14 protein-coding genes are annotated in these 18,648 nt (G+C 73.0%); 12 read left to right on the top strand and 2 right to left on the bottom strand.

Going from position 1 to position 18,648, the window contains the following annotated elements:
- Positions 1-3,747 carry a glycosyltransferase gene (locus J7I94_RS03705; protein ID WP_215165047.1) on the top strand — a complete coding sequence of 1,249 codons (3,747 nt, stop codon included), beginning with the start codon at positions 1-3 and terminating at the stop codon, positions 3,745-3,747.
- Entirely contained in the window at positions 3,744-5,213 is a 1,470-nt protein-coding gene (locus J7I94_RS03710; protein ID WP_215165049.1) for a DUF5719 family protein, read from the top strand. The genes J7I94_RS03705 and J7I94_RS03710 overlap by 4 nt, the downstream gene beginning before the upstream one ends.
- 69 nt (positions 5,214-5,282) lie before the next feature.
- Here the strand turns inward: J7I94_RS03710 and J7I94_RS03715 are convergent, their stop codons facing one another.
- Positions 5,283-5,732 carry a metallopeptidase family protein gene (locus J7I94_RS03715; RefSeq protein ID WP_215165068.1) on the bottom strand — a complete coding sequence of 150 codons (450 nt, stop codon included), beginning with the start codon at positions 5,730-5,732 and terminating at the stop codon, positions 5,283-5,285.
- 304 nt (positions 5,733-6,036) lie between these two features.
- On the opposite strand from J7I94_RS03715, the gene J7I94_RS03720 reads away from it, so the two are divergent.
- The 9 genes from J7I94_RS03720 to J7I94_RS03760 all read left to right on the top strand — a co-directional run bounded on the left by J7I94_RS03720 (position 6,037) and on the right by J7I94_RS03760 (position 16,181).
- Complete coding sequence (locus J7I94_RS03720; RefSeq protein WP_215165051.1) at positions 6,037-6,456, top strand: DUF3499 domain-containing protein; 420 nt, start codon at positions 6,037-6,039, stop codon at positions 6,454-6,456.
- 125 nt (positions 6,457-6,581) lie between these two features.
- The gene (locus J7I94_RS03725; protein ID WP_215165053.1) at positions 6,582-8,198 is read left to right on the top strand and encodes an L-lactate permease; all 1,617 of its coding nucleotides are present in this window, start codon (positions 6,582-6,584) and stop codon (positions 8,196-8,198) included.
- Between the two features lie 173 nt (positions 8,199-8,371).
- A complete protein-coding gene (locus J7I94_RS03730; protein ID WP_308114487.1) occupies positions 8,372-9,745 on the top strand; it encodes a phosphomannomutase/phosphoglucomutase in 1,374 nt (457 codons plus the stop codon).
- Between the two features lie 159 nt (positions 9,746-9,904).
- Positions 9,905-10,075 (top strand): Trm112 family protein, encoded by a 171-nt coding sequence (locus J7I94_RS03735; RefSeq protein WP_215165055.1) that lies wholly within the window; start codon positions 9,905-9,907, stop codon positions 10,073-10,075.
- 89 nt (positions 10,076-10,164) lie between these two features.
- Positions 10,165-11,292: an SIS domain-containing protein gene (locus J7I94_RS03740; protein WP_215165057.1), complete on the top strand. Its 1,128-nt coding sequence runs from the start codon at positions 10,165-10,167 to the stop codon at positions 11,290-11,292.
- 59 nt (positions 11,293-11,351) lie between these two features.
- Positions 11,352-12,503 carry a mannose-6-phosphate isomerase, class I gene (gene manA, locus J7I94_RS03745; protein WP_215165059.1) on the top strand — a complete coding sequence of 384 codons (1,152 nt, stop codon included), beginning with the start codon at positions 11,352-11,354 and terminating at the stop codon, positions 12,501-12,503.
- 160 nt (positions 12,504-12,663) lie between these two features.
- Entirely contained in the window at positions 12,664-13,644 is a 981-nt protein-coding gene (locus J7I94_RS03750; RefSeq protein WP_215165061.1) for a cation diffusion facilitator family transporter, read from the top strand.
- Positions 13,645-13,946: 302 nt separating this feature from the next.
- The gene (gene ahcY, locus J7I94_RS03755) at positions 13,947-15,404 is read left to right on the top strand and encodes an adenosylhomocysteinase (protein ID WP_215165063.1); all 1,458 of its coding nucleotides are present in this window, start codon (positions 13,947-13,949) and stop codon (positions 15,402-15,404) included.
- 162 nt (positions 15,405-15,566) lie between these two features.
- The gene (locus J7I94_RS03760) at positions 15,567-16,181 is read left to right on the top strand and encodes a hypothetical protein (RefSeq protein ID WP_215165064.1); all 615 of its coding nucleotides are present in this window, start codon (positions 15,567-15,569) and stop codon (positions 16,179-16,181) included.
- Between the two features lie 39 nt (positions 16,182-16,220).
- On the opposite strand, the gene J7I94_RS03765 is transcribed toward J7I94_RS03760, so the two are convergent.
- Complete coding sequence (locus J7I94_RS03765; RefSeq protein ID WP_215165065.1) at positions 16,221-17,219, bottom strand: RDD family protein; 999 nt, start codon at positions 17,217-17,219, stop codon at positions 16,221-16,223.
- A 127-nt stretch (positions 17,220-17,346) separates the two neighbouring features.
- Here J7I94_RS03765 and J7I94_RS03770 point away from each other — a divergent pair, with 127 nt between their 5' ends.
- Positions 17,347-18,354 carry a stage II sporulation protein M gene (locus J7I94_RS03770; protein WP_215165066.1) on the top strand — a complete coding sequence of 336 codons (1,008 nt, stop codon included), beginning with the start codon at positions 17,347-17,349 and terminating at the stop codon, positions 18,352-18,354.
- The last annotated feature ends 294 nt before the right edge of the window (positions 18,355-18,648 follow it).

Genomic DNA, 18,648 nt, shown 5'->3' on the forward strand with positions numbered 1-18,648 from the left:
ATGTCCGTGCACAGCCACACGGCAGCAGATCACGACACCGCTGCCTCACCTGAGTTCCCGCGTCATGTGGTGACCGCGGTCCTCGTCTCCCACGACGGCGCCCGCTGGCTGCCCGACGCGCTGTCCGGCCTGCTCGGCCAGGAACGGCCCGTCCAGTACGCCGTCGCCGCCGACACCGGAAGCGCCGACGCGTCCGCCGAGTTGGTCACCGAGGCGCTCGGCGACGACCGGGTCCTGCACCTCGCCCGGCGCACCGGCTTCGGCCAGGCCGTCGAGGAGGCCGCCCGCACCGCGCCCGTCCTCACCCCGGACGACCTGCCGTACCTGAAGCGGCCCAGCGGCTGGGACCCCGTCACGCGCACCTGGCGCGACGACGCCTATGACCTGCCGGACCTCCCCCACGGGGAGCCCGTGCACTGGCTGTGGCTGCTGCACGACGACTGCGCCCCCGAACCCGACGCCCTCGCCCAGCTGCTGCGCGTCGTGGACAACGAGTACGGCCTCGGCCGCGAGGACGTCGCCGTCGTCGGCCCCAAGCTCCGCGGCTGGTACGACCGGCGGCAACTGCTGGAGGTCGGCGTCTCCATCGCCAACTCCGGCCGCCGCTGGACCGGCCTGGACCGGCGCGAGCAGGACCAGGGCCAGCACGACCACGTCCGCAGCGTGCTGTCGGTGTCCACCGCGGGCATGCTGGTGCGCCGCGACGTCTTCGAGGCGCTCGGCGGCTTCGACCGGCGGCTGCCCCTCATGCGCGACGACGTCGACCTGTGCTGGCGCGCGCACGCCGCCGGGCACCGCGTCCTGGTCGCCCCCGAGGCGGTCGTACGCCACGCCGAGGCGGCCTCCCGCGAGCGCCGCGCCGTCGACTGCGCGGGGCGCACCACCGCCTCACCGCACAAGGTCGACAAGGCCGGCGCCGTCCACACCCTGCTCGTCAACACCCGTACCGCCGCCCTGCCCTGGACGCTGTTCCGCATCGTCCTCGGCACGCTGCTGCGCACCCTCGCCTACCTCGTCGGCAAGGTGCCCGGACAGGCCCTCGACGAGGTCAGCGGTCTGCTGAGCGTGGTGCTGCGCCCCGAACGGATCCTCGCCGGACGGCGCGTCAGAGGCCGCCCGCAGATCGACAAGGACGAGCTGCGGGCCCTGTTCCCGCCGCCCGGCGCCACCATCCGGGCCACTGTCGAACAGGCCGCGGGCAGCTTCACCAGCCGCTCCGACGCCGAGGTCGCCTCGGGCGCCGGACGGCACGGCGGCGCCGTCGAGTCCGGACCCGGCGGCGACGACGCCGACTTCCTGGAGATCGAGCAGTTCGCCCGCCTCAAGCGCATCGCCCGCAAGCCGGGCCCGGTGCTCTTCCTGGCGCTGCTGCTGGTCTCGCTGGCCGCCTGCCGCGCCCTGCTGGGCGGTGGTGCGCTGACCGGCGGCGCCCTGCTGCCCGCACCGGACGGCGCCGGTGAACTCTGGTCGCGCTACGCCGACTCCTGGCACGCGGTCGGCGCCGGCGGCACCGCCTCCGCACCGCCCTACCTGGCCGTCGTCGCCCTGCTCGCCTCCGTACTGCTGGGCTCCACCGGACTCGCCGTCACCCTCCTGCTGGTCTGCTCGGTCCCGCTGGCCGGCCTCACCGCGTACTTCGCCTCCCGCCCGCTGGTCACCTCCCGGCTGCTGCGCGCCTGGGCGGCGGTCGTCTACGCCTTCCTGCCCGCCGCCACCGGCGCCCTGGCCGGCGGCCGGATCGGCACCGCGGTCCTCGCCGTGCTGCTGCCGCTGATCGCCCGCGCGGGCGTCGCGGCGGCCGGCCTGACCCGCCCCGCGGGCGGCCGCGGCACCTGGCGGGCCACCTGGGCCTACGCGCTGCTGCTGACGGTCACCACCGCCTTCACCCCCGTGGTGTGGCCGGTGGCGCTGCTCCTCGGCATCGGCGTACTGGCCCTGCGCCGCGGCGAGATCACCGCCTACGGTCTCCGCTTCCTCGCCCAGCTCGGCACCCCGCTGCTGGTGCTCGCCCCCTGGTCGCTGTCGCTGCTCCCGTTCGGCTTCTTCCAGGAGGCCGGCCTGGAGTACGGCTCCTCGGCCGCCTCCGCGCTCGACCTGCTCGGCGCGAGCCCCGGCGGCCCCGGCACGGTCGGCGGGGTGCTGCTCCTCGGCATCGTGCTGGCCGCGCTGGCCGCCCTGCTGCGCTCCGAACGGCAGTTGGGCATCTGGACGGCCTGGGTGGCCGCCCTGGCCGGTCTCGTCTTCGCCGTTCTGTCCAACGGCTCCGCCTGGGCCGGTCCGGCCACCCTCGTCTACGGCATCGCCCTGCTGTCCGCCGCCGCCCTCGGCGCGGACGGGGCACGCGCGCGGGTCGCCGAACAGAGCTTCGGCTGGCGCCAGCCGGTCGCCGTGCTGATCGCCCTGGCCTCGGCCGTCGGACCGCTGATCGCCGCCGCGACCTGGTTGATCGGCGGCGCCGACGGCCCGCTGGAGCGGCGCGACCCCGTGCAGGTGCCCGCGTTCGTCGCCGAGGAGAGCGGCGGCCGCGACCAGGCCCGCACCCTCGTCCTCGACAGCGACTCCGCCTCCCATGTGCGCTACACCCTGGTGCGCGGTTCCGGTGTCCGCCTCGGCGACGCCGAACTGGCCGCCGCCGGCTCGGACAGCGGCCTCGGCAAGGTCGTCGCCAACCTCGTCGCCGGTTCCGGCGCCGACCAGGCCGACCAGCTCGGCGGCTACGCCGTGCGCTACGTCCTCGTCCACAAGGGAGCGCCCCGCGAGGTCACCCGCGTCCTGGACACCACCCCCGGCCTGAGCCGGCTCAGCCAGAAGGACGGCAGCGGCCTGTGGCGGGTCGACCAGGAGGTCGCGCGGGCCACCGTCGCCACCGGGTCCGGGACGCCCGAGCCGGTCGCCGCCGGACCGGTCGAGATCCACACCACGATCGAGGCCGGCGCCGAGGGCCGCGTCCTGCGCCTCGCCGACACCGCCGACGCCGGATGGACCGCCACCCTGGACGGCAAGCCGCTGACCCGCACCACGGTCGACGGCTGGGCCCAGGGCTTCGAACTCCCGGCGGCGGGCGGCAAGCTGGACGTCACCTACGACGAGCCGCTCACCCGCACCGCCTGGCTCTGGGCCCAGGGCCTGCTCGCCGTCGTCCTCGTCGTCCTCGCCCTGCCCGGGCGGCGCCGCGACGTGGACGACGACCTGCCCGACGAGCCGGCCGCCCCGGCGGAGGCACTGGCCGGCGAGGGCCGCCGGGCCCGGCGGCTGCGCGCACAGGCCGAGACGGAAGCGGAGGAGGAACAGCCGCTTCCCGAGGCCGAGGAGACCCCCGCGGCGGTCCCCCGGCAGCAGTCCTACGACGACTGGCAGGCGGACGCGGGCGGCGGCACGTACGACGCCTACGGCACGCCGCAGCACCAGGAGCAGTACGCGACGGACCCCGCCGACGCCGCCGACCCCTACGAGCAGGTGCCGCAGCCGTACCCGGCGGGCGCGTACCAGGAGGTCCCGTACCCGCAAGAGGAGTACCAGGGCGGCCAGTACGACCCGTACGCCTATGGCGGCCAGGGCGGCGCGGAGGGCTACGACCAGGGGTACGACCAGGCCTACGGCCAGGGCTACACCCGGGACTACGGGCAGGATTTCGACCAGACCTACGGCCAGGGCCAGAGCCAGAGCCAGAGCCAGGGCCAAGGAGGCCACGAGGCGCCGTACCGTCACGGCACGGGCAGTGAGCGTCCCGACGGGAGTCAGCAGTGAAGCGCACCACCCTGTCCCTCATCGCCGGTACGGCCGCGCTCGCCGCCGTCACCGGGTTCGCGGTGGTCTCCGCCCCGGAGGCCACCGGCACCGACCCGGCCGGGCAGGCCGCCCTGCTGCCCGTCGAGCGCACCGGCCTGGTGTGCCCGGCGCCCAGCACCTCCGACCTCGCCGAGACCACGTACACGTCCTTCACCCCCGTCACCGAGGGCGCCGAGAGCGACGGCGGGGCGCAGCTGACGGCGGCCGGGGAGCAGGACGACGAGCAGGACGCCAAGGCCGTACTGAAGTCGGAGGAGCCCGGCACGCCGGTCACCACCGAGGTCGACGGCGGCGAGGAACCCGCCCTGATCGGCACGGCGGAGGGCGAGTTCGCGCCCGGCTGGACCGTGCAGCAGACCACGGAGGTCGCCGTCGGCACCGGACGCGGACTCCTCGGCCTCAACTGCGCCCAGGCGGACACGGAGTTCTGGTTCCCCGGCGCCAGCACGGACCCCGGCCGCACCGACTACATGCACCTGACCAACCCCGACGACTCGGCCGCCGTGGTCGACATCGAGCTGTACGGCAAGGACGGCGCCGTGGAGTCGACGGCGGGGGAGGGCATCACCGTCAAGCCCCACGCCACCGAGTCGATCCTGCTGTCCACGCTCAGCGAGGAGGCGGAGTCCGACCTCACCGTGCACGTCGGCGTCCGCAGTGGCCGGGTCGGCGCCGCCGTGCAGGCCCTGCACGAGAAGCTGGGCGGCGACTGGCTCGCCGCGTCCACCGACCCGGCGGGCAGCCTGGTCCTGCCGGGCATCCCGGAGGACGCCGAGGACGTACGGCTGGTGGTGTTCACGCCCGGGGACACGGACGCCGATCTCCAGGTCAAGCTCGCCTCCCCGTCCGGACTGATCACCCCCGCCGGGTACGAGACGGTACGGGTGAAGGCGGGCATGACGACCGCCGTCGACCTCGCCGACGTGACCCGGGGTGAAGCCGGTTCGCTGGTGCTGACGCCCACCGACCGGTCCGTACCCGTCGTCGCGGCGGCCCGCGTGGTGCGGGGGAAGAACTCCGGTCAGGAGACCGCGTTCATTCCCGCCACGAGCCCGATCGAGACCCGCGCGACCGCGGTGGACAACCGCGCCAAGGGGACGACGCTGTCCGTCACGGCCCCCAAGGCCGAGGCGAAGGTCAAGGTCACGGCGTCGGCGGGCAGCGAGGGCGGCACGCAGGCGACGAAGACGTACACGATCAAGGGCGGCACCACCCAGAACGTCGAGATCCCGGTCCCCGAGGGCCTGAAAGGCACGTACGCCCTGACGGTCGAGCCGGTGTCGGGCGGCCCGGTGTACGCGGCCCGCACGCTGACGGCGACGGAGGACGGCGTCTCGGCCTTCACCACGCAGACCCTCCCGGACGACCGGGGGACGGTGTCGGTGCCGGAGGCGGAGGAGGATCTGTCGGTCCTTCAGGAGTGACGGGGCCGGGGGAGCGACGGCGGCCGGCGCGGCGGTGGCCGGGGTGACGGCGGCCGGCGCGGCGGTGGCTCAGTCCTCGCCGTAGCGCGGATCGACCGTCTCCGGCGTCAGCCCCAGCAGGTCGGCGACCTGTTCGACCACGACCTCGTGCACCAGCATGGCCCGCTCGTCCCGTCCCTTGGTACGGATCTCGACCGGCCGCCGGTACACCACCACCCGCGCCCGCCGCCCGTCCCGCGCGGGCACCGTGCGGCCCAGCGGCACGGCCTCGTCGCTCCACGCCTCGCCGCTCTCGTCCGGCCGCGGCACCTCCAGGACGAGGAAATCGATGTCGGCGAGCTGCGGCCACCGCCGCTCCAGCCGTTCCACGGAGTCCTCCACCAGGTCCCGGAACACGTCACCGCGGCTCGCGGCGAGCGGTACCTGCGGGGGAGCGATCGGGCCGCGCATGCCCCGGCCGTGGCGGTCACGGCGGCGGGGGCCGGGGGCGGCGTCGCGGGGCGTCACGGGGTTGTCCATCACTGGTGAAGGGTAGTCCTCGCGGGGCCCCGGCGGCGGGCTCCACACCGGATACGGGACCGTCGGCGGCGCGCCGGGAGGCGACCGTTCAAGCCAAGGTCGGGGCTCGATTCCGTATCTCTCCGGTATCTCCCGGCGGCCGTCCGGGCGGCGGGAGGGTGGGCCGATTGGTGCGGTTTGTGTGGGATCATGTCCGGTTTCCGGCTCGTCCGGCAGTGTGGCGGACGGTGTCCACGCAGGTCAGCGCAGTGGGCCCGGACGGGTGTGTGGGGCGTCTCACACCGCGACACGGTGGAGTGACCCGGTGGGGAGTCGTCGCGGCCCGCTCAAGAGTGCGGTACCGTCCAACATCGTGAGCCCTGTACGTCGCTGTTCGCGCACCGCTTGCGGCCGTCCCGCCGTAGCGACGCTGACGTACGTCTACGCCGACTCGACCGCCGTCCTCGGCCCGCTCGCCACCTACGCCGAACCGCACTGCTACGACCTGTGCGCCGAGCACTCCGAGCGCCTCACCGCCCCGCGCGGCTGGGAGGTCGTCCGGCTCCTCGACGGCTCCGCCCCGGCCCGCCCCAGCGGCGACGACCTGGAGGCGCTGGCGAACGCGGTGCGCGAGGCGGCCCGGCCCCAGGAGCGGGCCGCGGAGGCCGGCGGGGCACGGTCGGCCGACCCGATGGAGGTCGCCCGGCGCGGGCACCTGAGGGTCCTGCGGTCGCCGGACAACTGAGCCGCTCCTCTCCCGACTTGTTGCTGCACGGCCATTGACGGGCCATTGTCGCGGACACGACCATTCCGTCTCAGTGACTCAGCGGCGAGAAATCGCTTTCGCATGGCGGAACCGGGGAGGCGCCCGTGTACGTCCAGGAACTCGAACCCGTCGCCGGCTCGCTCGGCCTGTCCGCCCTGGTCGCGGCCCTGCCCCTGGTGCTCGTCCTCGTCCTGCTCGGCGGCGTGCGGATGAAGGCGCACCTGGCGGGCCTCACGGGTCTGCTGGCGGCCGTCCTGGTCGCCTGGCTCGCCTACGGCATGCCGCTCGGCCAGACCCTCTCCAGCGGCGTCCAGGGCGCCGTCTTCGGCCTCTTCCCCATCCTGTGGATCGTGGTCAACGCCCTGTGGGTGTACCGCATGACCGTCCGCACCCGGCACTTCGACATCCTCCGGCGGTCGTTCGGCCGCCTCTCCGACGACCCGCGCATCCAGGCGCTCGTCGTCGCCTTCTGCTTCGGCGCCCTCCTGGAGGCGCTCGCCGGGTTCGGGGCGCCGGTCGCCATCTGCTCGGTCATGCTCGTGGCGCTCGGCTTCGACCCCGTCCGCGCGGCGGTGGTGTCGCTGGTGGCCAACACCGCGCCGGTCGCGTTCGGGGCGATGGGGACGCCGGTGGTGACCCTCGCCCAGGTGACCGGACTGCCGCTGGACGACGTCGCCTCCGTGGTGGGCCGTCAGACACCGCTGCTCGCCCTGGTCGTCCCCCTGGTCCTGGTCGGCCTGGTGGACGGACGGCGCGGACTGCGCGAGACCTGGGTGCCCGCGCTGGTCTGCGGAACGGCCTTCGCCGTCGCCCAGTTCGCCGCCTCCAACTACGTCTCCGCCCAGCTCGCCGACATCGGCGCCGCCCTCGCCGGAGCGGGCGCCCTGGTCGCCGTACCGCACGCGCGGCGGCCCGCCGCCGAACCCGTACGGACCGCCGTCCTGACCGGCGCGCGCAGCGAGGAACTCGACGAACGCGACCCCGCGCGGGAGGTCGTCCGCGCCTACGTCCCCTACGCGCTGATCGTCGTGATCTTCTCGATCGCGCAGATCCCGGCGGTCAAGGGCTGGCTGGCCGGGGCGACCCGGACGTACGACTGGCCCTTCCTCGACGTCGCCGGCCCGGACGGCGAGCGGGTCGGCGGCAACGTCTTCACCTGGCCGATCGTCTCCACCGGCGGCACGCTGGTGCTGTTCGCGGGCGTGGCCACGGCGTTCGTCATCGGCGTCCACGCGCGCGTGGCGGTGAAGGAGTGGCTCGCCACCGTCCACGAACTCCGCTTCGCCCTCCTCACCGTGACCTCCGTCCTGGCCCTCGCCTACGTCATGAACCTCTCCGGGCAGGCCGCCACCATCGGCCACTTCGTCGCGGCGGCCGGCGCCGGACTCGCCTTCCTCTCCCCGGTCCTCGGCTGGTTCGGCGTCGCCGTCTCCGGCTCCGACACCTCCGCCAACGCCCTCTTCGGCGCCCTCCAGGTCACCGCCGCGCGGGAGTCGGGCCTGTCGCCCGAACTGCTCGCCGCCGCCAACAGTTCCGGCGGCGTCCTCGGCAAGATGATCTCCCCGCAGAACCTCACCATCGCCTGCGCCGCCGTCGGTCTCGCCGGCCGCGAGGGCGACCTGCTGCGCAAGGTGCTCCCCTGGAGCCTCGGCCTGCTGCTGGTGATGTGCCTGATCGTGGTCGGCCAGTCCTCGCCGGTCCTGGAGTGGATGCTGCCTTGACGACGGGGCTGTCAGTGGCGCCGGGTAGTTTGTGACCACCGACGGGACTCCTGTCCGTCGGCCGGACCGCTGCTCACCCGTTGCAACCCGATCAACGTGATCAACCCGATCAACCCGACCGGCTGATCACCTGATCACCTGATCACCGACAGGAATTCCAGGAAGGCTGGCCCGTGACTGCTGATCTGTCCGATCTGTCGCAGATCGTGAAGGCGTACGACGTACGCGGAGTGGTCCCGGACCAGTGGGACGAGACGACGGCCGAGCTGTTCGGCGCCGCTTTCGTCCGGATGACCGGCGCGAGCGCCGTCGTGACCGGCCACGACATGCGCCCCTCGTCCCCCGGCCTCTCCGGCGCCTTCGCGCGCGGGGCGGCGGCCCAGGGTGCCGACGTCACCGAGATCGGCCTGTGCTCCACCGACCAGCTCTACTACGCCTCCGGCGCGCTGGACCTGCCGGGCGCCATGTTCACGGCGTCGCACAACCCGGCCCGCTACAACGGCATCAAGCTGTGCCGCGCGGGTGCCGCCCCGGTCGGCCAGGACACCGGCCTCGCGGAGATCCGCGCCCGGGTGGAGGGCTGGGCCGCGGCCGGCGCCCCGGAACCGGCGGCGCGGCAGGGCACCGTGACCCGCCGTGACACGCTGGCCGACTACGCGGCCCACCTGCGCGGACTGGTCGACCTGACCGCCGTCCGCCCGCTGAAGGTCGTCGTCGACGCGGGCAACGGCATGGGCGGCCACACCGTCCCGTCCGTCTTCGCCGGCCTCCCCCTCGACCTGGTGCCGATGTACTTCGAACTGGACGGCACCTTCCCCAACCACGAGGCCAACCCCCTCGATCCGGCCAACCTCGTCGACCTCCAGCAGCGCGTCCGCGAGGAGGGCGCCGACCTGGGCCTCGCCTTCGACGGCGACGCCGACCGCTGCTTCGTCGTCGACGAGAACGGCGACCCGGTCTCGCCGTCGGCGATCACCGCCCTGGTCGCCGTCCGCGAACTCGCCCGGCACGGCGGCAGCGGCACGGTCATCCACAACCTGATCACGTCCTGGTCCGTCCCGGAGATCGTCCGCGAGAACGGCGGCAGCCCGGTCCGCACCCGGGTGGGCCACTCCTTCATCAAGGCCGAGATGGCCCGCACCGGCGCGATCTTCGGCGGTGAGCACTCCGCGCACTACTACTTCCGCGACTTCTGGAACGCGGACACGGGCATGCTCGCCGCCCTCCACGTCCTGGCCGCCCTCGGCGGTCAGCAGGGCCCCCTGTCCGCCCTGGTCGCCGCGTACGACCGCTACACCGGCTCGGGCGAGATCAACTCCACGGTCGCCGACCAGACGGCCCGCCTGGCCGCGATCAGAGCCGCTTACGAGGGCCGCGACGACGTCACCCTGGACGACCTCGACGGCCTCACCGTGTCGTCGGACGACTGGTGGTTCAACGTCCGCCCCTCCAACACCGAGCCCCTCCTGCGCCTGAACGCGGAGGCCCGCGACGAGGCGACGATGACGAAAATCCGGGACGAGGCGTTGGCAATCATCCGGGGCTGAGGTTTCTCCCCCTCGGTACTCCTCAGTGGACGCGCCGGGCGGTGGGTGGGCAAAGGCCCGGGGGTCCCAGGGGGCGGAGCCCCCTGGGAGGAACTCCAGGAGCGGTACCCTGACCAGCACATCCACCCACACCATCCACACTGCTCCGAAGGATGATCCATGCCACTCGAAGCCGGCCTCCTGGAGATCCTCGCCTGCCCGGCCTGCCACGCCCCCCTCAAGGAGCAGGACGCGGAACTGATCTGCACCGGCCAGGACTGCGGCCTGGCCTACCCGGTGCGCGACGACATCCCCGTCCTCCTCATCGACGAGGCCCGCCGCCCCGACTAGCCGAGCCCCACCCGGCACGGCCCCCGGCCCTGGCACAGGCCCCGGCACGGGCCCGCACCTGACGTCCCGGCGATCGGAGACCGCCCGCCATGCTCGACGAAACGCTGCTCGACAACCCCGAAGGCCTCGCCGCCGCCGACCGCCGGGGCCTGCTCCGCGGCGCCGCCGAAGCCGGCGCCCGCGTCCGCACCGCCGCCCGGCTGGCCGCCGAGACCGGCGTCGGGAGCCTCAAGCCGGACGGCCGCCCCCGTGCCGTCCTCATCGCCGGCCCCGGCGCCGCCGCCACCCACGCCGCCGACCTCCTCGGCACGCTGGCCGGCCCCGGCAGCCCCGTCACCCGCCTCGCCCCCAGCGGCGTGGCCCCCGCCGCGGGCGCCCTGCGCTGGGACCTCCCCGGCTGGGCCGGCTCCGTCGACCTGCTGCTCATCGCCACCCCCGACGGCAGCGAACCCGGCCTGTCCCTGCTCGCCGAAGCCGCCTACCGGCGCGGCTGCACGGTCGTCGCCGTGGCCCCGCCCGGCTCCCCGCTCAGCGAGACGGTCGCCGGTTCCCACGGCATGTTCCTCCCGATGGCGACGGCCCCCTACGACCACGAGGAACCCCTCGCCGGTTCCGCCCCCGGCGTCCTGTGGGCCCTGCTCACCCCCCTCCTCGCCCTCCTGGACCGCGTCGGCCTGCTCACCGCCCCGCCCGACGCCCTGGAGAAGGTCGCCGACCGCCTCGACCAGGTCGCCGAACGCTGCGGGCCCGCCATCGCCACGTACAGCAACCCGGCCAAGACCCTCGCGGCCGAACTGGCCGACGCCCTCCCGGTCGTATGGACCGAGGGCACCTCCGCAGGCCCCGCCGGCCGCCGCTTCGCCGCCGCGCTCGCCGAACTCTCCGGCACCCCGGCCGTCGTGGCCGAACTCCCCGAGGCCCTCGCCGCCCACAGCGTCCTGCTGGCCGGCCCGCTCGCCGCCGGCGCCGACCCCGACGACTTCTTCCGCGACCGCGTGGAAGAACCGTCCGCCCTGCACGCCCGCGTCGTCCTGCTGCGCGACCGCCCCATCGCCGGCCTCACCGCCGCCCCCGCCGCCCGCGACCTGGCCCTCGGCCACGACACGCCGATCAGCGAACTGGAACCCGAGGCCGGCGGCGAACTGGAAACCCTCGCCGAACTGATCGCCATCACAGATTTCGCCGCCGTTTACCTGGCGCTCGCTTCCGGCGCCTGATCTCGTAGGCGAACCGTCCGCTGAAGCAAGAACACCGGCAGAGAGAGCCCACGGAAGCCATGGACCGCCTCGTCAACACCGTCCGCCCCTACGCCTGGGGTTCCACCACCGCGATCCCCGCCCTGCTCGGCACTGAGCCGACCGGCGAACCCCAGGCCGAGATGTGGATGGGCGCCCACCCGGGCGCCCCCTCCCGCACCGGCCGCGGCACCCTCGACGAGGTCATCGCGGCAGCCCCCGAGCGGGAGCTGGGCTCCGCCTCCGTCGCCAGGTTCGGCCCCCGGCTGCCCTTCCTCCTCAAGATCCTCGCCGCCGGCGCCCCGCTCTCCCTCCAGGTCCACCCCGACCTCGAACAGGCACGCGCGGGCTACGACGACGAGGAACGCCGCGGCATCCCGGCCGACGCCCCCCACCGCAACTACAAGGACGCCAACCACAAGCCCGAACTGATCTGCGCCCTCACCGAGTTCGACGGCCTGTGCGGCTTCCGCGCCCCCGAAGAGGCCGCCGCCCTCCTCGACGGCCTCGGCGTCCCCTCCCTCAAGCCGTACGCCGACCTGCTGCGCGCCCACCCCGAGGACGCCGCCCTGCGCGAGGTCCTCACCGCCGTCCTCACGGCCGACCCCGCCGAGATGTCCCGCACGGTCACCGAGACCGCCGCCGCCTGCGCCCGCCTCGGCGGCGCGTACGCCCCCTACGCCGGCATCGCCCACCACTACCCGGGCGACCCCGGCGTTCTCGCCGCCCTGCTCCTCAACCACGTCCGGCTCCAGCCCGGCGAGGCCCTCTACCTCGGCGCCGGCGTCCCGCACGCCTACCTCGACGGCCTCGGCGTCGAGATCATGGCCAACTCCGACAACGTCCTGCGCTGCGGCCTCACCCCCAAGCACATCGACGTCCCCGAACTCCTGCGCATCGTCCGCTTCCAGCCCGCCGACCCCGGCGTCCTGCGTCCCGAGGCGTCCCCCGACGGGGAAGAGGTCTATGACACCCCCATCGACGAGTTCCGCCTCTCCCGCCACGTCCTCGCCGAGGGCACCCACGCCCACGACCTGACCCGCCCCGCCCCCCAGATCCTCCTGTGCACGGCGGGCACCGTCCGCGCGGGCGACCACGAACTGACCCCCGGCGCCTCCGTCTTCGTCCCGGCGGGTGAAAAAGCCGAAGTGTCGGGTACGGGAACGGTCTTCCGGGCCACCGTCCGGGTGTGACGCGGACACGGCAGCCCGGTCCGCGCGCCGCCGCCCGACCGGGCTGCAACAATGGCCCACCGCAAAGGACGGGCAAAGCCGGGCACCGGCCGAGCCCCGGGCGGCACGCGCGGGCAGACGGCACGCGCAGGCAGACGAAGGCGAAGGGACAACGCGACACATGAGCGCGTCAGGCGGGACCAAGGCGATCGTGGCGGCGCTGGCCGCCAATCTGGCCATCGCGGTATCGAAATTCGTGGCGTTCCTCTTCAGCGGCTCGTCATCGATGCTCGCCGAGTCGGTGCACTCGCTCGCGGACTCCGGCAACCAGGCACTGCTCCTGCTCGGCGGCAAGCGCGCCCAGCGCGCGGCCACTCCGCAGCACCCCTTCGGCTACGGCCGCGAACGCTACATCTACGCCTTCCTCGTCTCCATCGTGCTGTTCTCGGTCGGCGGCATGTTCGCCCTCTACGAGGGCTACGAGAAGATCAAGCACCCGCACGAGCTGGAGCACTGGTACTGGCCGGTGGGCGTCCTGGTCTTCGCGATCATCGCGGAGAGCTTCTCCTTCCGGACGGCCATCAAGGAGTCCAACGCCCTGCGCGGCAAGCAGTCCTGGACCGAGTTCGTCCGCCGAGCCAAGGCCCCCGAGCTGCCGGTCGTCCTCCTGGAGGACCTCGGCGCCCTCGTCGGCCTCGTCCTCGCCCTCGGCGGCGTCGGCTTCGCCCTGCTCACCGGCAACGGCGTCTGGGACGGCATCGGCACCCTGTGCATCGGCGTCCTGCTCATCCTGATCGCGCTCGTCCTGGCCGCCGAGACCAAGTCCCTGCTGCTCGGCGAGTCCGCAGGCACCGAGGCGGTCGAGAAGATCGAGACCGCGATCGTCGCCGGCGACACCGTCACCGGCATCATCCACATGCGCACCCTCCACCTCGGCCCCGAGGAACTCCTCGTCGCCGCCAAGATCGCCGTCCGCCACGACGGCACGGCCACCGAGATCGCCGCCGCCATCGACGCGGCCGAGGGCCGTATCCGGGAGGCCGTCCCGATCGCCCGCGTGATCTACCTGGAGCCGGACATCTACAGCGAGACCGAAGCGGCCAAGGGCGCCGACCGCGAAGCCACTCCCGGCGGCCCGGCCACCTCGCCCGCCGGCCACTGACCCACCCGCACCTCCCCGCGGCCCGCCGGCACCCCCGGCGGGCCGCTTTCCGTGATCGGCCGGATGTGTGCGGAGGCGGACTGGGGACGGCGGGGGCCACCGGTGTAGCTTGGGACGGAGCCAGACGTCGCTGCTGATGGCGGTCGGGCGGCCCGGACACGGGCCGGCCGAGGGAGAGAGGGCCTCCGACGGACTGCGCTGCGCGCACCGGGCATGCCTGTGTCCTCTTCGGGCACCCCTGTGTCCGCCGCCGCGCAGATCAGCCGTATCCACCTCGACCCGATCCCGAGGAGCAGCTCGTCATGACGACTGTCGACAACCGGCAGGACTTCAAGGTCGCCGACCTCTCCCTGGCCGCCTTCGGCCGCAAGGAGATCACCCTCGCCGAGCACGAGATGCCCGGTCTCATGGCCATCCGTGAGGAGTACGCCGAGGCCCAGCCCCTCGCCGGCGCCCGCGTCACCGGCTCCCTGCACATGACTGTGCAGACCGCCGTCCTCATCGAGACCCTGGTCGCCCTCGGCGCCCGGGTCCGCTGGGCCTCCTGCAACATCTTCTCCACCCAGGACCACGCGGCCGCCGCCATCGCCGTCGGTCCGAACGGCACCCCGGACAACCCCCAGGGCGTCCCGGTCTTCGCCTGGAAGGGCGAGACCCTGGAGGAGTACTGGTGGTGCACGGAGCAGGCGCTGACCTGGCCGGACAGCCCCACCGGCGGCCCGAACATGATCCTGGACGACGGCGGCGACGCCACCCTCCTCGTCCACAAGGGCGTCGAGTACGAGAAGGACGGCAAAGTCCCCTCGCCCGACACCGCCGAGTCCGACGAGCACCGCGTCATCCTCGAACTCCTCAACCGCACCATCACCGACGGCTCGCAGAAGTGGACCCAGCTGGCGTCGGAGATCCGCGGCGTGACGGAGGAGACCACGACCGGCGTGCACAGGCTGTACGAGATGCAGCGTGACGGCACCCTCCTGTTCCCGGCGATCAACGTCAACGACGCCGTCACCAAGTCGAAGTTCGACAACAAGTACGGCTGCCGCCACTCCCTGATCGACGGCATCAACCGCGCCACCGACACCCTGATCGGCGGCAAGACCGCGGTCGTCTGCGGCTACGGCGACGTGGGCAAGGGCTGCGCGGAGTCCCTGCGCGGGCAGGGCGCCCGCGTGATCATCACCGAGATCGACCCGATCTGCGCCCTTCAGGCGGCCATGGACGGCTACCAGGTCACCACGCTGGACGAGGTGATCGACAAGGCCGACATCTTCGTCACCACGACCGGCAACAAGGACATCATCATGGCCTCGGACATGGCCAAGATGAAGCACCAGGCCATCGTGGGCAACATCGGCCACTTCGACAACGAGATCGACATGGCCGGCCTGGCGCAGATCCCGGGCATCGTCAAGGACGAGGTCAAGCCCCAGGTCCACACCTGGACCTTCCCCGACGGCAAGGTCCTCATCGTGCTGTCCGAGGGCCGCCTGCTGAACCTGGGCAACGCCACCGGCCACCCGTCGTTCGTGATGTCCAACTCGTTCGCGGACCAGACGCTGGCCCAGATCGAGCTGTTCACCAAGCCCGACGAGTACCCGACCGGTGTGTACGTGCTGCCCAAGCACCTCGACGAGAAGGTCGCCCGGCTCCACCTCGACGCGCTCGGCGTCAAGCTGACCACGCTCCGCCCGGAGCAGGCCGAGTACATCGGCGTGAAGGTCGAGGGCCCGTTCAAGCCGGACCACTACCGCTACTGAGCCCGCCCCGCAGCTCGCCACGAGCGTGCGTGAGCGTGTCCGTGCACTGACACGCTCACCGCGGCAGTTCCTCCGAGGCAGGCCCCCGCACCCCCGTGCCGGGGGCCTGCCCCGTCGGCGGACCGGCAGCACCGGCCCAGCCCGTCACGACCCAGGACCTCCATGCCCCGCGGCCGTTATTCGCTCTACGATCCGCACGATCACACCCCCCTCGCAGAAGAACACTTCCAGTGCGCCCCCGGCCCTTCCGGCTGGCGCTACGTCTCCCAGTCGGTCACACCCACCGGAGACCACAGCGGCTCCGTCGACCTCACCCTCGACGAACTCGGCCGCCCCATCCGTCTCGAACTCCACGCCGCCGGCTGGCAGGTCCGCGGTGCCGCCCTCGACGGCGTCACCTGGGTCCGTTCCGATGCCACCGGGACCCATGCCACCGAAGGCAATGTGCGCGCCCACGCCTTCACCGGCACCTCCCCGGCCTTCCTCGTCGCCACCGCCCGTCTCCTGCGCCTCACCCCCTCCCCCTCAGCGACCCGAGTACGGCTCGTAGCCCTCACGGACCCGGTCCTCGCCCCCCGCACCGTGGACCAGTCCTGGGCCCTGCTGAAAAGAGAAGCACACGCCACTGACAGTGGCCCCCTCACCGTGGAGGAATACCAGGTCACAGCCTTGGACACGGGCGAGCAGCACACCGTGCACCTCGCCGGCGACGTGGTCCTGGCCGCCCCCGGCATCGAGCTGGAGGACCTCGAATCACCGCCGTCCGTCTTCCCCTGACCCGGCTACCACCGACCGCCCCACCCACAGCCGCTCCCCCTACGAGGGCGGCACGAAACCGGTAGCCGGACGCTTCTCCGCCGGCGCCCCCTCCGACGCCGCCGGCCGCTGCCCGGCACCCGACGGCCCCGTAGCCCCGCCAGACGGCCCAGACGGCCCCCCGGACCCGTGCGGCGGCGCCGAAGGCCGTATCGCGGACGGCCCGAACCCACCGGCGGCCCCACCCGCGGCCCCGACGCCCGTCGCGGACGGCCAGGCATCCCCGCCAGGGCCCGGGACGCCGGCCGCACCGGTCCCGAAAGCCCGCCGCGCCTCCCGTGCCTGCCGCTCCCGCACCACAGCCGCCAGATAGGCGGCCGCCGGGACGTCCTGCGGCACGGGCACCCCCGTACGAGCGGCGAGATCACCGGCGAGCCGTCCCGCCATGTCCTGGCCCACCCGCGGATCCAACTGGTGCATCCGCGTCAGGTACTGCCGGACGGCCAGCCACAGATGATCCGGCACGGCCGACAGGTCCAGCCCCGAGAACCGCCCCGCCAGCCACGGCGGAGGCGGCGGCACGAAACCCCCGGGCGCGACCGGCACCCGCTCCCGCACGACCAGCGTGCCCGCGAACACATCCCCGATCCGCCGCCCACGCGCCGACGCCAGCGAGGCGATACAGGCCGCGACCCCGAAGGTCATCAGGATCTCGACCACCCCGATGAGACCGCGTACCAGCGCGTGCCGGAACCGGATCGGCCCGCCGTCGTCCCGCACCACCCGCAGCCCGCACGCCAACTTGCCGAGCGACCGCCCATGGCTGAGCGTCTCGACCGCGATGGGCACGCCCACCAGCAACAGAACGAAGGCGGCGATCGACAACGCCGTCTGCGCCGCCTCGTCCAGGGACGCCGTGGCAACGACGAGCGCGATCGTCACCGCCACGTAGAGGGCCACGGCCACCGCCAGATCGAGCAGCACCGCCAGTGCCCTGCTGGGCAGTTTCGCGGGGCGCAGCTCCAACGCCACCGCCTCGCCGGTCACCAGCTCACTCACGCCCTGCCGCCCTTCCCCTGACCTGCCCCCGACATGGCCAGTCTGCCAAGCTGAGGGCACATCGCGCCGCAGTACGACAAGCTGATCCACGACGAGCCCCGACGAGAGCCCAGGAGCAGGCACACCGATGGACCTCGACGTCTTCGTCTCCGCCCACCGAGCGGAGTGGGACCGCCTCGACGCCCTGCTCAAGCGCCAGCGTCGCCTCACCGGCGCGGAGACCGACGAACTCGTCACCCTCTACCAGCGCACGGCCACCCACCTCTCACTGATCCAGTCCAGCGCCCCGGACCCTCAACTGACCGGCCGGCTCAGCCAACTCGTGGCACGCGCGCGTGCGACCGTGACAGGCACCCGACGCGCCTCCTGGCGCGACGTCACCCGCTTCCTCGCCCACGGCTTTCCGGCCGCGGTCTACAAAGCACGCCACTGGTGGGTCCCCACCGCTCTCCTCTCCACCGCCGTTGCAGCCCTCCTGGGCTGGTGGATCGGCACCCACCCCGAGGTGCAGGCCACCATCGCGGCCCCGAACGAACTGCGCGAGCTCACCCGCCCGGGCGGCCAGTACGAGGCGTACTACTCCACTCACCCGGCGACCTCCTTCGCCGCCCAGGTCTGGACGAACAACGCCTGGGCCGCCGCTCTCTGCCTCATCCTGGGCGTCTTCCTCGGCCTCCCGGTCATCTGGATCCTCTTCCAGAACATGCTCAACCTCGGTGTCGGCTTCGGCCTGATGTCCTCGGCCGGCCGCCTCGACACCTTCCTCGGCCTCGTCCTCCCACACGGCCTGCTCGAACTGACCGCTGTCTTCGTCGCCGCGGGCACCGGCCTGCGTCTCGGCTGGACCCTCGTCGACCCCGGTCCGCGCACCCGCCGCACAGCCCTCGCCGAAGAAGGGCGCGCGGCCATCGGCATGGCGATAGGCCTGGCCCTGGTCCTCTTCGTCTCCGGCGCCATCGAAGGCTTCGTCACCCCGTCCGGCCTGCCCACCTGGGCCCGCCTCACCATCGGAGTCCTGGCAGAACTGGCCTTCCTCACCTACGTCTACGTCCTCGGCGGCCGAGCCGCGCGTGCCGGAACGACCGGTGATGTCGACGCCGCCGAGCGCAGCGCCACCGTGCCGACGGCCGCCTGATGTGCACGCACACCTGGTGAGCTGCTAATCTCCTCTTCGCCCCACAAGAGCCGTTGACACGGAAGGAGCGGGGAGGTAGATTCAAACAGTTGCCTGCTGGAGGCCTAGCCCCGAGGTGACTGAGAGTGTCTACCAGCTTCTCGATCCCTTACGAGATTCGAAGAAGCCACTCCCGATGAATCGGAAACGAATCGCCGGTCAAACCGGCCGAGAACTTCTGATAAAGTCGGAACCGCCGGAAAGGGAAACGCGGAAGCGGGAACCTGGAAAGCACCGAGGAAATCGGATCGGAAA

The organism is Streptomyces sp. ISL-12, from assembly GCF_018614415.1.
Taxonomy (GTDB): domain Bacteria; phylum Actinomycetota; class Actinomycetes; order Streptomycetales; family Streptomycetaceae; genus Streptomyces.

Bases quoted from the DNA above. Each gene is read 5' to 3' on its own strand.
- J7I94_RS03705 (WP_215165047.1), top strand. From the start codon at position 1: ATGTCCGTGCACAGCCACACGGCAGCAGATCACGACACCGCTGCCTCA.
- J7I94_RS03715 (WP_215165068.1), bottom strand. From the start codon at position 5,732: ATGGACAACCCCGTGACGCCCCGCGACGCCGCCCCCGGCCCCCGCCGC.
- J7I94_RS03735 (WP_215165055.1), top strand. From the start codon at position 9,905: ATGCCACTCGAAGCCGGCCTCCTGGAGATCCTCGCCTGCCCGGCCTGC.
- J7I94_RS03740 (WP_215165057.1), top strand. From the start codon at position 10,165: ATGCTCGACGAAACGCTGCTCGACAACCCCGAAGGCCTCGCCGCCGCC.
- manA (WP_215165059.1), top strand. From the start codon at position 11,352: ATGGACCGCCTCGTCAACACCGTCCGCCCCTACGCCTGGGGTTCCACC.
- J7I94_RS03750 (WP_215165061.1), top strand. From the start codon at position 12,664: ATGAGCGCGTCAGGCGGGACCAAGGCGATCGTGGCGGCGCTGGCCGCC.
- ahcY (WP_215165063.1), top strand. From the start codon at position 13,947: ATGACGACTGTCGACAACCGGCAGGACTTCAAGGTCGCCGACCTCTCC.
- J7I94_RS03760 (WP_215165064.1), top strand. From the start codon at position 15,567: ATGCCCCGCGGCCGTTATTCGCTCTACGATCCGCACGATCACACCCCC.
- J7I94_RS03770 (WP_215165066.1), top strand. From the start codon at position 17,347: ATGGACCTCGACGTCTTCGTCTCCGCCCACCGAGCGGAGTGGGACCGC.